The organism is Streptomyces sp. NPDC037242, from assembly GCF_055604165.1.
Genome location: NZ_JBVJUY010000041.1, coordinates 57202 through 70837, shown reverse-complemented (window position 1 = coordinate 70837; position 13636 = coordinate 57202). Strand labels below are relative to the sequence as shown.

Sequence of the window (13636 nt, the reverse complement as noted above, 5' to 3'; positions counted from 1 at the left end):
ACCGGCAAGTGCGCCACCGTCGCGGGCGGCAGCACCACCGCCAACAACCACCCGCTCGTGCAGTTCGACTGCGACACCCACCCCTCACGCCGCTGGAACATCACCAACGGGGACGGCAGCTCCTTCCAGATCGTCAACGTCCAGACCGGCAAGTGCGCCACCGTCGCGGGCGGCAGCACCACCGCCAACAACCACCCGCTCGTGCAGTTCGACTGCGACACCCACCCCTCACGCCGCTGGTTCCTGCGGCTCTCCAGCTGACCCTGCGGCCCGCCCGGAACGACCGAGCGCCCTCCCGGACCCCGGGAGGGCGCTCAGCGCGATGCGGTGTCGCGGTGTTGCGGTGCGTCAGTTGTGGCTGTGGAGGACCTCGTTCAGGCCGCCCCAGGCCGCCTTGTACGGGCGGGCCTCCACGGCGCCGGTGACCGAGTTGCGGCGGAAGAGGATGTTGTTGGCGCCCGAGAGTTCCAGGGCCTTGACGATCTGGCCGTCCGGGAGGGTGACGCGGGTGCCCGCGGTCACGTAGAGGCCCGCCTCCACGACGCACTCGTCGCCCAGCGCGATGCCGACGCCCGCCTCGGCGCCGATCAGGGTGCGCGCGCCGATCGAGATGATCTGCTTGCCGCCGCCCGAGAGGGTGCCCATGGTGGACGCGCCGCCGCCGATGTCGGAGCCGTCGCCGACCACGACGCCCGCCGAGATGCGGCCCTCGACCATGGAGGTGCCGAGGGTGCCGGCGTTGAAGTTGACGAAGCCCTCGTGCATGACGGTCGTGCCCTCGGCGAGGTGCGCACCCAGGCGGACGCGGTCCGCGTCGGCGATGCGGACGCCCTTGGGGGCGACGTAGTCCGTCATCCGCGGGAACTTGTCGATCGAGGTGACCTGGAGGTGCAGGCCCTCGGCGCGCGCGTTGAGGCGTACGGTCTCCACCTGGTCGACCGCGACCGGGCCGAGCGAGGTCCAGGCGACGTTGGTCAGCAGGCCGAAGACGCCGTCGAGGTTCTGGCCGTGCGGCTTGACCAGGCGGTGGCTGAGCAGGTGCAGGCGCAGGTACGCGTCGTGCGCGTCCAGCGGCTTGTCCTCCAGCGAGGCGATGACGGTGCGGACGGCTACGACCTCGACCCCGCGGACCGCGTCCGAGCGGATGGCCTTGGCCGCGGCGGCGCCCAGCAGCTCCACGGCCTTCTCGGCGGTGAGGCGCTCGGTGCCGGCCGGGCCGGCGTCGGCGACCAGCTCGGGGGCGGGGAACCAGGTGTCGAGGACGGTGCCGTCGGCGGTGATCGTGGCAAGTCCGGCGGCGACGGCGCCGGTGGTACGCGTAGCAGTCATGTCCGAAACCTAACCGGCGACGGCCTGCGGTTGCGAACCGGTCTCATGTGCCGGTCGCGCGCGTCGCCGCATCCCCCGCGCGCCCATGACCAGCACGGTCCCCCCGGCGGCGGCGCCGAGTCCCGCGCACAGCGGCCACAGCAGGCCCGGCGCGGTGTCGTACAGGGCTCCGCCGAGGGGCGCGGCGAGGACGAAGCCGCTGATGGAGACGCCGGCGTACAGGCTCTGGAACCGGCCGATGGAGTGCTCGGGCGACTCGTCCGCGACGTACGCCATGGCGGTGGTCTTGTAGAGGAGCTCACCAAGGGTGAGCAGCAGCATCATCGCGACGGCCGTGGCGACTCCGACCCCGAGCATCAGCATCGCGTAGCCGCCGCCCACCAGCACCAGCCCGCTGCCGATGACGTGCAGCGGAGAGCGCCGGCGCAGGGCGAGGGCGGCGGGGATCTCCAGGAGCAGGATGACGCCGCAGTTGACCGCGATGAGCCATCCGTACACGCGGGTGTCCAGACCGTGGTCGGCGAGGTAGACGGGGAAGGTCGTGAGGTGCTGCCGGTAGACGACGTCGATGACGACGATCGCGCCGAGCAGGACCAGTACGGCCGGCCGCGCGCGCAGCTCCCGCCACAGCCCTCCTCGGCCCAGACCCCCGTCCGGGGCCGAGGAAGGGGCGGTGGGGGCCCTGGCCGGGACGACCCGGGCGGTCCAAAGGGCGAAGAAGAAGGTGCCGAGGCCGTCGGCGACGAAGAGCCAGTCGTACGAGAGTCCGGTCGCGATGAGCGCCCCGAGCGGTCCGCCCACCGCGAAGCCCCCGTTGGACAGGCAGCGGGTGACGGCGAAGGCCTGGCGCCGGGAGCCTTCCGGCACGGTGACGGCGACCAGCGCGGAGTTGGCGGCGCGGACCACCCCGGAGGCGTACTGGGCGAACGGCAGGACGAGGACCAGCAGGCCGGTCGGCACCACCGGCAGCGCGACGAGGGCGGCTCCGCCGAGTACGGAAGCGGCCACCAGCACCCGGCGGTGGCCGAAGCGGTCGCCGTACCAGCCACCGGTGAAGTTCCCGGCGACCAGGCCGACGCCGCCGATGCCGACGAGCAGGCCCGCCTGGGCGGCGCCGAGCCCGCGCGGGCCGGTCAGGTAGAGGAAGACGAAGACGAAGGTGAAGCTGACGACGGTGTTGACGAAGATCCCCGCAGCCAGCAGCCACACGACCCTCGGTACGTCCTTGAACCCCTGCAACACACCCGTGCCCCCGCATCCGCCATGAGTCAGTTCCTTTTGGGAACGGACTATGTCAGCATGACAGCCTTGGGTCAACGGACAAAGGAGTTCCCATGGCCCAGCGCACGCACCTCGGCGACGCGGACTGCTCCATCGCGCAGGCCCTCGACGTCGTGGGCGACTGGTGGACGCTGCTGGTCGTGCGCGACGCCGCACGTGGTCTGCACCGCTTCGACGAGCTCCAGCGCGAGCTCGGGGTGTCCCGCAAGGTGCTGGCCGAGCGGCTGAAGCTGCTGGTCGAGGCCGGGGTGCTGACGCGCGAGCCGTACCAGGAACGCCCGGTGCGGCACGAATACAAGCTGACCCCGCGCGGGCGGGGGCTGCTGCCCGTCCTGGTGGCCCTCCAGGACTGGGGCGACACCTGGGTCCTGGGAGAGGGAGAGATGACGGCGACGACGGAGGAAGCCTCGCGGGAGGCGGTACGGGTGCACGCGCTGCGCGGCACACGGCTGCCGGAGCTGCTACTGCCGGACCGCTTCGGCGAACTCAGCGACCCGGTGGCGGACACGCCGTTCACGGTCCTGTACTGCTTCCCGGGCGCGTACGCCCGGGCCGAGTCCTACCCGCCCGGCTGGGCCGGGATCCCGGGCGCCAAGGGCTGCACGTTCGAGTCGTGCACGTACCGGGACCAGCTCGCGGAGTTCACGGCGGCGGGGGCCACGGTGCACGGGGTCTCGACGCAGCGGCCGGACGAGCAGCGGGAGTTCGCGGAGCAGGAGCGGCTGCGGTTCCCGCTCATGTCGGACGCGGAACTCACCCTGACGGCGGCGCTGCGGCTGCCGACGTTCCGCGCGGCGGGCGTCAGCCGGCTCAAGCGGCTGACGCTGGTGGTGGACCGGGACCGCACGGTCCGCGAGGTGCTGTACCCGATCCAGGACATCGAGGCGAGCGTCACCGCCGCCCTGGCGGCGGTACGGGCGGCGACCCAACCGGCCCAACCGGCCTAACCGGCCTAACCGGCCGAGCCGACCCGCCCGGCCGTCGGGGGCTCCGCCCCCAGCACCCGCCGCAGGACCTCGCCCGCGTACGCCTCGTCGTACGCGGCGTCCGTCAGCAGCACCTGGAGGCTGATGCCGTCCATGACGGCGACGAGTGCGCGCGCCGTCAGCGGGTCGGTCCGCGGGGCCAGGGCCGCGGCCACGGCCTCGCACCACTCCGCCGCCACCGGCCGCAGCGCCGGCCGGCGCAGGGCCGCCAGGTAGAGCTCGTACTCCAGCGCGACCCGGCCCCGGTCGGCCGACAGGAGCTCGCCCAGCAGTCGCGCCAGCGCACCCGCGAGGTCCTCGCCCTCCCGTACCGAGAGGGCGGGGGCGAAGGCCTCGTTCGCCTGCCGCAGCGCCGCGACCAGCAGGTCGTCCAGCGTCTTGAAGTGGTACGTCGTCGAGCCCAGCGGAACGTCAGCCTCCGCGGCCACGCTGCGATGGCTCAGCCCCGCGATGCCCTTCGCGCCCACCACGCGGATCGCCGCGTCGATGATCCGCTGCCGCCGCTCGGGGTCGTAGCGCCGCGCGCCGGCGGGCATCAGTGCGCCCCGCCCAGGTTCAGCAGCACCACGCCGCCGATCACCAGCGCGATGCCGGCGATCTTCGCGGCGGACGCGGCCTCACCCATGAACACCATCCCGATGGCGGCGATGGCGGCCGTGCCGACGCCCGCCCATATCGCGTACGCCGTACCGACCGACATCGCCTTCAGGGTCTGCGCGAGCAGCGAGAAGGCGATCACGTACCCGACCACCGTGCCCAGCGAGGGCCACAGCTTCGTGAAGCCCTCGCTGTACTTCATGGCGGTGGTCCCGGCGACCTCGGCGGCAATGGCGGCGGCAAGCAGTACGTAGGGCATGTGTACGAGTGTACGCAACGTTGCGTACGCCCGTACACATACGGCGCGTCCCCCACCCGGGCGGCTGCTAGCCCAGCGTGAACCAGGCGGCGCGGGCCTTCTTCCACTCGGGGTGCGTCAGGTCCTTGGCCTCGGTCCCGTCGCCGTACAGGTCCGCGGACCCGCTGTCCGTGACGAGCTGCACCCGCGCGCCCGCGACCGACAGGTCGGGCACGTCCACGATGGCCTCCCAGCCGCCCGGGTCGCTCGTCGGCAGGTCGGCCCGCTTGACCGGGGCGTGGCCCGCGACGCCGTCCCACTGGTAGAGGGCGTACGGGTCGGAGTTGTCGTCCGCCGCCCAGGACCCGGCCAGGATCAGGTACTGGTCGGCCGCGTTCTTGCGGATGTCGCGGATCGCGAGCCCGCCGAGGTCCAGCTCGATGCCGGCCCCGAAGGCCGCCTTGGCCCCGCTGGAGAGCACCTTGTCGAAGTTGGTCACCGGCACCACCAGCGCCTTGCCGCCCGGCACGGCCGGCGCGAGCGGGGCGCGGAAGCCGAGGTAGGCGGTGGTGGTCGAGCCGGGGGCGAACTCCAGCCCCTCCACGTTGAACCCGTCGATCTGCTTCGGCGCCTCACCGGCCGCCGTGCCCGCCGCGAAACCGTAGCGGTTGCCGTTCGCCACGTCCCAGGCCACCAGGTCGTCGCGGAGCTTCTTGTACGAGCGCCCGTACGCAAGCTGCGCACCCGACCCGGAGCCGCTCAGCGTGGTGGTGAACACGGTGTTCCGGGGTGCCTTGTACTCGCCGTCCTTGTTGTTGCCGAGCGAGCCCGTCCAGTAGACGGTGTTGCCGATCCGGGTCGCCCCCTCGATGTCCACCTCCTTGCTGACCCCGAGCTGCGAGCTGAAGTCCCAGGTCCGCACCGGCGCGCCCGAGCGGGAACGGTCGTACAGGCGCAGCACGTTGGACTCGTCGTCGGCGACGATCGTGTAGCCGCCGCCCACGTCCACGGCGGCCGAGGAGTCCGAGGCGCCGGTGAGGTAGCGCGCGTCGGACGGGTTCAGCACGGCGGACGAAGCCGCGTACGACAGGGTCTTGGTGGCGCTCTTGCCGCCCAGCCCGGTCACCTTGACGGTGAGGTTGGTGTAGCCGCGGCCGCGCGCGGTGACGGCCAGCTGCCGCACCGCACCGGCCCCGGTGACGGTCACGTCGCCCGTACCGGCGACCGAGGCCTTGCTCGACGCGGTGGCGCTGACCGTCAGCGCGGACGCGTCGGCTCCGCTCTGCCCCACGGTCACGTTCACCACGGGGTCTCCGACCGCTCCGACGGCGCCGGACAGGTAGGACGCGGACAGGGCGATGGTCGGCGTCCCGTAGGTCACCGCCTGCGCGGGCACGGCCGTGACCGTCCCGGCGACGACCAGCGCCGCGATCCCCGCGATACCAAGCTGCTTCTTCATCGGTGTCCCCACGCGTCGAGCCGAGCGCGAACCACGCGTCGCGCTGTGACGGCCGTCGAGAAGATTCGGCCACCGCGGCCAACTCCCGGTGCACGTCAATCGTCCGCCGGACGAACACGGGGCGCCTCCCGAAGCACCCCGCACCGCACCGCACCCAGAACGCGCGAAGGGCCCCCGGCAGTGCCGGGGGCCCTTCGCGGAGCGCGGTGGCTCAGACGTTGAAACCGAGCGCGCGCAGCTGCTCGCGGCCGTCGTCCGTGATCTTGTCCGGGCCCCACGGGGGCATCCAGACCCAGTTGATGCGGAGCTCGTTGACGATGCCGTCCGTCGCCGACTTCGCCTGGTCCTCGATGACGTCCGTCAGCGGGCAGGCCGCCGACGTCAGCGTCATGTCGAGGGTGGCGATGTTCGCGTCGTCGATGTGGATGCCGTAGATCAGGCCCAGGTTGACGACGTCGATGCCCAGCTCGGGGTCGACCACGTCGTAGAGGGCCTCGCGGACCTCTTCCTCGGTGGCCGGCTTGATCGACGCCTCGGGCGTCGCGTTCTCGGTCATGCCGTCTTCCTCTCGGCGTCGCCCAGTGCCTGGGCGGTCGCGTCCTTCCACGCCATCCAGCTCAGCAGAGCACACTTCACCCGCGCCGGATACTTGGAGACACCGGCGAACGCGACCGCGTCCTCCAGTACCTCCTCCATCTCCTCGTCGGGCTCGATCTTGCCCTTGGACTGCATCAGCTCCAGGAACACGGCCTGGATCCTCTGAGCCTCGGCGAGCTCCTTGCCGACGAGCAGCTCGTTCAGTATGGACGCTCCGGCCTGGCTGATGGAGCAGCCCTGGCCTTCGTAGGAGACGTCGGTGAGCGTCTCGCCGTCATACTTCACGCGCAGCGTGATCTCGTCGCCACACGTCGGATTGACGTGGTGCACCTCGGCGTCGCCGTCGCGCAGGCCACGCCCTCGCGGGTGCTTGTAGTGGTCCAGGATCAGTTCCTGGTACATCGATTCCAGCTTCACTGCGCCTCGTCGCCCTCGTTATCCGAAGAAGTTCCGCACGTGCTCCAGCCCGTCGACCAGAGCGTCGACGTCGGCCGGAGAGGAGTACAGATAGAAAGACGCTCGCGTCGTCGCCGGAATTCCGTAGCGCAGGCAGACGGGGCGCGCGCAGTGGTGTCCCACGCGGACCGCGATGCCCTGCTCGTCCAGCACCTGGCCGACGTCGTGCGGGTGAATGTCGCCGAGCACGAAGGAGATCGCCGCTCCGCGGTCCTCGGCCGTGGTGGGGCCGATGATCCGCAGGTCGGGCACCTCGGCGAGGCGCTTGATCGCGTACTCGGTGATCGCGTGCTCGTGCGCGGCGATCTTGTCCATGCCGATCGCGGTCAGGTAGTCCACGGCCGCACCGAGGCCGACGGCCTGGGCGATCGGGGGCGTACCGGCCTCGAACTTGTGCGGCGCGGGGGCGTAGGTCGAGGCGTGCATCGACACGGTCTCGATCATCTCGCCGCCGCCGAGGAACGGAGGCAGGTCCTCCAGGAGCTCCTGGCGGCCCCACAGGACGCCGATGCCGGTCGGGCCGCACATCTTGTGGCCGGTGAAGGCCACGAAGTCGGCGCCGAGCGCCTGCACGTCCAGCGGCATGTGCGGAGCGGCCTGGGAGGCGTCGATCAGCACCAGCGCGCCGACGTCCTGGGCTCGCCGGACGATCGCGTCGACCGGGTTGACCGTGCCCATGATGTTGGAGACCAGCGTGAAGGAGACGATCTTCGTCTTCTCCGTGATGACCTCTTCGATGTTGGACAGGTCGAGCCGGCCGTCGTCGGTCAGGCCGAACCACTTCAGCTTCGCGCCGGTGCGCTGCGCGAGCAGCTGCCACGGCACGATGTTGGAGTGGTGCTCCATCTCCGTGATGGCGATCTCGGTCTCGCGGTCGACCCGGTAGGGCTCGTCCGCCCAGCCGAGCATGTTCGCGACGAGGTTGAGCGACTCCGAGGCGTTCTTGGTGAAGATCACCTCGTCGCGGCTCGGTGCGTTGATGAAGGCGGCGACCTTGTCGCGAGCACCCTCGTACAGCGCCGTGGCCTCCTCGGCGAGCACGTGCACGCCGCGGTGGACGTTGGCGTTGTGCTGCTCGTAGTACTCGTTCAGCGCGTCGAGCACCTGGCGCGGCTTCTGCGAAGTCGCCGCGTTGTCCAGGTAAACGATCTTCTTCCCGTCGTGGACCACACGATCCAGCAGGGGGAAGTCCTTGCGGATCGCCTCGATGTCGAGGAGGCCAGGCAGCTGTGTCACGCGGTCGCGCCACCCTTCACGTACTTGTCGTAGCCCTCGGCCTCCAGCTGGTCGGCGAGCTCGGCGCCACCGGACTCGGCGATGCGGCCGTTCGCGAACACGTGCACGAAGTCGGGCTTGATGTAGCGCAGGATGCGCGTGTAGTGGGTGATCAGCAGGGTGCCGACCTCACCGGTCTCGCGGACGCGGTTGACGCCCTCGGAGACGATGCGCAGGGCGTCGACGTCCAGGCCGGAGTCGGTCTCGTCGAGGATCGCGATCTTCGGCTTGAGGAGCTCCAGCTGGAGGATCTCGTGGCGCTTCTTCTCACCGCCGGAGAAGCCCTCGTTGACGTTGCGCTCGGCGAAGGCCGGGTCCATCTGGAGCTGCTCCATGGCGGACTTGACCTCCTTCACCCAGGTACGCAGCTTCGGCGCCTCGCCGCGGATGGCGGTGGCCGAGGTGCGCAGGAAGTTGGAGACCGAGACGCCGGGGACCTCGACCGGGTACTGCATGGCGAGGAAGACGCCGGCGCGGGCGCGCTCGTCGACGGACATCTCGAGGACGTCTTCGCCGTCGAGGGTCACGGTGCCACCGGTGATGGTGTACTTCGGGTGACCGGCGAGGGAGTACGCCAGGGTGGACTTGCCGGAGCCGTTCGGACCCATGATGGCGTGCGTCTCACCCTGCTTGACGGTGAGGTCGACGCCCTTGAGGATCTCGCGGGCACCGTTCTCCGCCTCGACGGACACGTGCAGGTCGTGGATTTCAAGCGTTGCCATGGATACCTCAGGACTCCTGGGTGAGGGAGACGAGCACGTCGTCCCCTTCGATCTTTACGGGGTATACGGATACGGGGCGCGTCGCGGGCAGACTGGACGGCTTGCCGGTGCGCAGGTCGAAGGACGACCCGTGCAGCCAGCACTCGATCATGCAGTCCTCGACCTCGCCCTCCGAGAGCGAGACGTTCGCGTGCGAGCAGATGTCGTTGATCGCGAACACCTCGCCCTCGGTGGAGACGATGGACACCGGCGTGCCGTCGAGTTCCACCCGCTTGGGGGTGTTCTCCTCCAGCTCGCTCAGCGCACAGGCCTTGAGGTAAGTCATCAGACCGACGCCTCGAGCTCGACCTCGATCTTCGCGAGAAGGCGCTCTTCGATGTCCTGGACACCGATCTGCTGGACGAGCTCGGCGAAGAAGCCGCGCACGACCAGGCGGCGGGCCTCGTCGGCCGGGATGCCGCGGGCCTGGAGGTAGAAGAGCTGCTCGTCGTCGAAGCGGCCGGTCGCCGAGGCGTGGCCGGCTCCGACGATCTCGCCGGTCTCGATCTCCAGGTTCGGCACCGAGTCGACCCGCGCACCGTCCGTGAGGACGAGGTTGCGGTTCATCTCGTAGGTGTCGGTGCCCTCGGCGGTCTTCTCGATCAGCACGTCGCCGATCCAGACCGCGTGGGCGTCCTGTCCCTGGAGCGCGCCCTTGTAGACCACGTGCGACTTGCAGTGCGGGGCGCTGTGGTCGACCAGGAGGCGGTGCTCCTGGTGCTGGCCGGCGTCGGTGAAGTACAGGCCGAGGAGCTCGGCCTCGCCGCCGGGGCCGGCGTAGGCGACCCGCGGGTGCAGGCGTACGACGTCGCCGCCGAAGGTGACCACGATCGACTTGAAGGTCGCGTCGCGGCCGACCAGCGCGTTGTGCTGGGAGCAGTGGACGGCGGTGTCGTCCCAGTCCTGCACGGACACGACGGTGAGCTTGGCGCCGTCGCCGACGAGGAAGTCGACGTTGGCGGCGCGCACGCCGTCACCGGTGTGGTCGATGACGATGACCGCCTCGGCGAAGGCCTGTACGTCGAAGACCGTGTGGCCGAAGGTGGTGCCGCCCTCGCCGTGCAGGGAGACGCGTACCGGCTCGGTCAGGACGGCCTCCTTGGGCACGGTCACGACCGTGGCCTTGGCGAAGGACGAGAACGCCTGTGCGGCGACCCGGTCCACCGGGGTGCCGGCCCTGCCGATGCGCGCGTCGTCGCGCTCGACGGACTCGATCGTCACGCCCTCGGGCGCGTCGATCTGGGCCTTCATGGTGCCGTTGGCGACCGCGGTGCCGTCGTGGAGACCACGCAGGCGCGCCAGCGGAGTGAAGCGCCACTCCTCCTCGCGGCCGTGGGGCACGGGGAAGTCCGCCACGTCGAAGGACGGGGGGGCGCTCATCCGGGTGGCGACGGTGGACTCGGCGGCCACCGCGATCGCGCCGGCAGTGGTCGAACCCGCCGGAATGTTCTGAGCCTCAGCCATGGCTGTCTTCGTGCTCACTCTCTTTGAAACACACGTCTACGTCAAAGAATGTCTGCGGAAATCGGGCGGTCGGGGTCAGCCGACCGAACCCTCCATCTGCAGCTCGATCAGCCGGTTCAGCTCCAGCGCGTACTCCATCGGCAGCTCACGCGCGATCGGCTCGACGAAGCCGCGCACGATCATCGCCATGGCCTCGAACTCCGTCAGACCGCGGCTCATCAGGTAGAAGAGCTGGTCGTCGGAGACCTTGGAGACGGTCGCCTCGTGGCCCATGGACACGTCGTCCTCGCGGACGTCCACGTAGGGGTACGTGTCCGAGCGGGAGATGGTGTCGACCAGGAGCGCGTCGCACAGCACGTTGGACTTCGAGCCGTGGGCGCCCTCGCCGATCTCGACCAGGCCTCGGTACGAGGTGCGGCCGCCGCCCCGGGCCACCGACTTGGAGACGATGTTCGAGGAGGTGTTCGGCGCCATGTGGACCATCTTGGATCCGGCGTCCTGGTGCTGGCCCTCGCCCGCGAAGGCGATGGACAGCGTCTCGCCCTTGGCGTGCTCGCCCATCAGGTAGACGGCCGGGTACTTCATGGTGACCTTGGAACCGATGTTGCCGTCGATCCACTCCATGGTCGCGCCCTCGTACGCCACGGCGCGCTTGGTGACCAGGTTGTAGACGTTGTTCGACCAGTTCTGGATCGTCGTGTAGCGGCAGCGGCCGCCCTTCTTCACGATGATCTCGACCACGGCGCTGTGCAGCGAGTCCGAGGAGTAGATCGGGGCGGTGCAGCCCTCGACGTAGTGGACGTAGGCGTCCTCGTCGACGATGATCAGCGTCCGCTCGAACTGGCCCATGTTCTCCGTGTTGATACGGAAGTAGGCCTGGAGCGGGATGTCGACCTTGACGCCCTTGGGCACGTAGATGAACGAGCCGCCCGACCACACGGCGGTGTTCAGCGACGCGAACTTGTTGTCGCCGACCGGGATGACCGTGCCGAAGTACTCCTGGAAGAGCTCCGGGTGCTCCTTGAGCGCGGTGTCCGTGTCGAGGAAGATCACGCCCTGCTCCTCCAGGTCCTCACGGATCTGGTGGTAGACGACCTCGGACTCGTACTGGGCCGCGACACCGGCGACGAGGCGCTGCTTCTCCGCCTCCGGGATGCCGAGCTTGTCGTACGTGTTCTTGATGTCCTCGGGCAGGTCCTCCCAGGAAGCGGCCTGCTTCTCGGTGGAGCGCACGAAGTACTTGATGTTGTCGAAGTCGATGCCCGAGAGGTCGGAGCCCCAGTTCGGCATGGGCTTCTTGTCGAACAGCTTGAGACCCTTGAGGCGGAGCTTCAGCATCCACTCCGGCTCGGACTTCTTGGCCGAGATGTCGCGGACGACATCCTCGGACAGACCCCGCTTGGCAGCCGCTCCGGCCGCGTCGGAGTCGGCCCAGCCGTATTCGTAGGTGCCCAGGCCATCGAGCTCAGGGTGAGCAGTCTCCGTGGTCATGCGGGGTTCCTCCCGGCCGTACTTGCAGATACTGATGTGTCGGTCTGTGTGGCGCTCGCGCTGCGCGGGATGAACGTCGTGCACACCCCGTCGCCGTGGGCGATCGTCGCGAGTCGCTGCACATGCGTCCCGAGCAGGCGGGAGAAGACCTCGGTCTCCGCCTCGCAGAGCTGCGGGAACTGCTCGGCGACATGTGCGACCGGGCAGTGGTGCTGGCAGAGCTGTTCACCGCTGTGCGGACCGGGAGCGCTCTTCGCCGTAGCAGCGTACCCGTCCGCGGTCAACGCCTTGGCAAGGGCCTCGGTACGGTCCGCGGGGGCTGCTGCCTCCACGGCTTCCCGGTAGGTCTTCGCCTGCGTCTCCATCCGGGCCCTGGCGAAGGCGGCGACAGCCGCCTCCCCCTGCTCCCCGCCGCCCACGGACTGCGCGATCCAGCGCAGGGCGTCCGCGGCGAGCGTGTCGTAGGACTGGTCGAAGGCGTCGCGGCCGCAGTCGGTGAGCGCGAAGACCTTGGCGGGCCGGCCCCGGGTGCGCGCACCGTACACACGCTGCTCACGGGGTGCGACCACGTCGTCGGCGACGAGCGTGTCGAGGTGGCGGCGGACGGCGGCCTGGGTGAGGCCGAGGCGCTTCGCGAGGTCGGCGACGGTGGACGGACCGTGGTCCAGGATGGACCGCGCGACCCGGTTGCGGGTTGACCGCTCCCCGGTCGCGAGCTCCCCCTGGGGGGTCTCGATCTGCCGTTCGCCGTATTTCACAACGCCATTGTTGCGTAATTAGTCGAGCTCCGACAAGCCGTGATGGAGGCCACTCCTGGTGGCCTCCATCACTAAGGGTTACCTAATCTATCCACGGAGAGTTAAGCGGAAGTCGACTCTCCGCATTCTCTGCGGGACCCGCTGGTGAACCAATAGACGGCTCCCACCAGCAATCCCCCGCCCACGACGTTCCCCGGCACGGTAAACATCAGATTTCGGAAAAGATCACTGAACCCGGCTGAGCCGTCCAGGATCGCGAGACTGAAAAGAGCCATGTTGGCGACACAGTGTTCGAATCCCACGGCGACGAAAACCGCCACGGGCAGCCACAGCACGAAGATTTTCGCCGCATCCCCGCGGGCCCGGCTGAACATCCAGATGGCCAGGCAGACGAGCATGTTGCAGAGCACCGCGCGCCAGAACAGCTGCCCCCCGCCGAGCGCGATCTTCCCGTGCACCATCTCGGTGAGCATGGCCCGCGCGGAGGGCGAGGAGGTCACCCCCGAGGCGTGCACCATCGCGGCGAAGCCGAAGGCGCCGATCAGGTTGCCGGTCAGCGACAGCGTCCAGGACAGGACCAGGTCCCGCACCCCCGTCCGCCCCGACAGGGCGCCGACCAGCATCACCATCACGTTGCTCGTGAAGAGCTGGGCACCGGCGAACATCACGATGGTCAGCGCGACGGGGAAGACCGCGCCCTCCAGCAGCTTCACCGCCGGCGACCCCTTCGCCACGAAGGGCGATACCGCCACGAGCAGCAGCACCTCGCCGACCGCGATGTACGCACCCGCGAGCGCGGCCGACACCAGATAGCGCGGCGGATGCCCGAGGTCGTGGGCCTTGTGCTCGGCCTGCCCCGAGGTGGCTTCGACGTTCTGAGCGATGCTGTTCACCGTTCAACGCTAGGGTCGCGCGCCGGCCCCCAACGGCACGAAAAGGTCATG

Annotated in this window: 16 protein-coding genes; 2 read left to right on the top strand and 14 right to left on the bottom strand. The window is 69.6% G+C overall.

Annotated elements, in window-relative coordinates; genetic code table 11:
- Positions 1-261: RICIN domain-containing protein (locus tag ACZ7GJ_RS34220; RefSeq protein WP_470757302.1), on the top strand; the 261-nt coding region annotated here is incomplete at its 5' end.
- Between the two features lie 87 nt (positions 262-348).
- On the opposite strand, the gene dapD is transcribed toward ACZ7GJ_RS34220, so the two are convergent.
- Together dapD and ACZ7GJ_RS34210 are read right to left on the bottom strand one after the other, a co-directional pair.
- Complete coding sequence (gene dapD / locus ACZ7GJ_RS34215) at positions 349-1329, bottom strand: 2,3,4,5-tetrahydropyridine-2,6-dicarboxylate N-succinyltransferase (RefSeq protein WP_470757300.1); 981 nt, start codon at positions 1327-1329, stop codon at positions 349-351.
- Positions 1330-1338: 9 nt separating this feature from the next.
- Positions 1339-2568, bottom strand: coding sequence for an MFS transporter (locus ACZ7GJ_RS34210; protein WP_470757314.1), 1230 nt, complete (start codon positions 2566-2568; stop codon positions 1339-1341).
- Positions 2569-2663: 95 nt separating this feature from the next.
- Here ACZ7GJ_RS34210 and ACZ7GJ_RS34205 point away from each other — a divergent pair, with 95 nt between their 5' ends.
- The gene (locus tag ACZ7GJ_RS34205; RefSeq protein ID WP_470757298.1) at positions 2664-3557 is read left to right on the top strand and encodes a winged helix-turn-helix transcriptional regulator; all 894 of its coding nucleotides are present in this window, start codon (positions 2664-2666) and stop codon (positions 3555-3557) included.
- A gap of 5 nt (positions 3558-3562) precedes the next feature.
- On the opposite strand, the gene ACZ7GJ_RS34200 is transcribed toward ACZ7GJ_RS34205, so the two are convergent.
- From ACZ7GJ_RS34200 to ACZ7GJ_RS34145, 12 genes are all read right to left on the bottom strand, one after another.
- The gene (locus tag ACZ7GJ_RS34200; protein ID WP_470757296.1) at positions 3563-4132 is read right to left on the bottom strand and encodes a TetR/AcrR family transcriptional regulator; all 570 of its coding nucleotides are present in this window, start codon (positions 4130-4132) and stop codon (positions 3563-3565) included.
- Complete coding sequence (locus tag ACZ7GJ_RS34195) at positions 4132-4452, bottom strand: DMT family transporter (RefSeq protein WP_470757294.1); 321 nt, start codon at positions 4450-4452, stop codon at positions 4132-4134. The genes ACZ7GJ_RS34200 and ACZ7GJ_RS34195 overlap by 1 nt, the downstream gene beginning before the upstream one ends.
- Positions 4453-4519: 67 nt before the next feature.
- A complete protein-coding gene (locus ACZ7GJ_RS34190) occupies positions 4520-5890 on the bottom strand; it encodes a DUF3616 domain-containing protein (RefSeq protein ID WP_470757292.1) in 1371 nt (456 codons plus the stop codon).
- A gap of 211 nt (positions 5891-6101) precedes the next feature.
- A complete protein-coding gene (locus ACZ7GJ_RS34185) occupies positions 6102-6446 on the bottom strand; it encodes a metal-sulfur cluster assembly factor (RefSeq protein WP_030388904.1) in 345 nt (114 codons plus the stop codon).
- Positions 6443-6904 (bottom strand): Fe-S cluster assembly sulfur transfer protein SufU, encoded by a 462-nt coding sequence (gene sufU, locus ACZ7GJ_RS34180; RefSeq protein ID WP_470757290.1) that lies wholly within the window; start codon positions 6902-6904, stop codon positions 6443-6445. Before sufU ends, ACZ7GJ_RS34185 begins: the two co-directional genes overlap by 4 nt.
- Before the next feature lie 18 nt (positions 6905-6922).
- On the bottom strand, positions 6923-8179 hold the full coding sequence (locus ACZ7GJ_RS34175) for a cysteine desulfurase (protein WP_470757288.1): 1257 nt from the start codon (positions 8177-8179) through the stop codon (positions 6923-6925).
- The gene (gene sufC / locus ACZ7GJ_RS34170; protein ID WP_053785807.1) at positions 8176-8940 is read right to left on the bottom strand and encodes a Fe-S cluster assembly ATPase SufC; all 765 of its coding nucleotides are present in this window, start codon (positions 8938-8940) and stop codon (positions 8176-8178) included. The genes ACZ7GJ_RS34175 and sufC overlap by 4 nt, the downstream gene beginning before the upstream one ends.
- 7 nt (positions 8941-8947) lie before the next feature.
- Positions 8948-9265: a bifunctional 3-phenylpropionate/cinnamic acid dioxygenase ferredoxin subunit gene (locus tag ACZ7GJ_RS34165; RefSeq protein WP_365920809.1), complete on the bottom strand. Its 318-nt coding sequence runs from the start codon at positions 9263-9265 to the stop codon at positions 8948-8950.
- Positions 9265-10443, bottom strand: coding sequence for a Fe-S cluster assembly protein SufD (gene sufD / locus ACZ7GJ_RS34160; protein ID WP_470757286.1), 1179 nt, complete (start codon positions 10441-10443; stop codon positions 9265-9267). Before sufD ends, ACZ7GJ_RS34165 begins: the two co-directional genes overlap by 1 nt.
- A gap of 75 nt (positions 10444-10518) precedes the next feature.
- The gene (gene sufB / locus ACZ7GJ_RS34155) at positions 10519-11934 is read right to left on the bottom strand and encodes a Fe-S cluster assembly protein SufB (protein ID WP_214930288.1); all 1416 of its coding nucleotides are present in this window, start codon (positions 11932-11934) and stop codon (positions 10519-10521) included.
- Entirely contained in the window at positions 11931-12692 is a 762-nt protein-coding gene (locus ACZ7GJ_RS34150; RefSeq protein ID WP_470757284.1) for a helix-turn-helix transcriptional regulator, read from the bottom strand. The genes sufB and ACZ7GJ_RS34150 overlap by 4 nt, the downstream gene beginning before the upstream one ends.
- Before the next feature lie 101 nt (positions 12693-12793).
- Positions 12794-13585, bottom strand: a complete 792-nt coding sequence (locus tag ACZ7GJ_RS34145) for a formate/nitrite transporter family protein (protein ID WP_470757282.1) — start codon at positions 13583-13585, stop codon at positions 12794-12796.
- Positions 13586-13636: the final 51 nt, after the last annotated feature.

Coding starts and splice junctions, on each gene's coding strand:
- sufD (WP_470757286.1), bottom strand. CDS start 10,443: ATGGCTGAGGCTCAGAACATTCCGGCGGGTTCGACCACTGCCGGCGCG.
- ACZ7GJ_RS34200 (WP_470757296.1), bottom strand. CDS start 4,132: ATGCCCGCCGGCGCGCGGCGCTACGACCCCGAGCGGCGGCAGCGGATC.
- ACZ7GJ_RS34185 (WP_030388904.1), bottom strand. CDS start 6,446: ATGACCGAGAACGCGACGCCCGAGGCGTCGATCAAGCCGGCCACCGAG.
- ACZ7GJ_RS34190 (WP_470757292.1), bottom strand. CDS start 5,890: ATGAAGAAGCAGCTTGGTATCGCGGGGATCGCGGCGCTGGTCGTCGCC.
- sufC (WP_053785807.1), bottom strand. CDS start 8,940: ATGGCAACGCTTGAAATCCACGACCTGCACGTGTCCGTCGAGGCGGAG.
- ACZ7GJ_RS34205 (WP_470757298.1), top strand. CDS start 2,664: ATGGCCCAGCGCACGCACCTCGGCGACGCGGACTGCTCCATCGCGCAG.
- ACZ7GJ_RS34165 (WP_365920809.1), bottom strand. CDS start 9,265: ATGACTTACCTCAAGGCCTGTGCGCTGAGCGAGCTGGAGGAGAACACC.
- ACZ7GJ_RS34195 (WP_470757294.1), bottom strand. CDS start 4,452: ATGCCCTACGTACTGCTTGCCGCCGCCATTGCCGCCGAGGTCGCCGGG.
- sufB (WP_214930288.1), bottom strand. CDS start 11,934: ATGACCACGGAGACTGCTCACCCTGAGCTCGATGGCCTGGGCACCTAC.
- dapD (WP_470757300.1), bottom strand. CDS start 1,329: ATGACTGCTACGCGTACCACCGGCGCCGTCGCCGCCGGACTTGCCACG.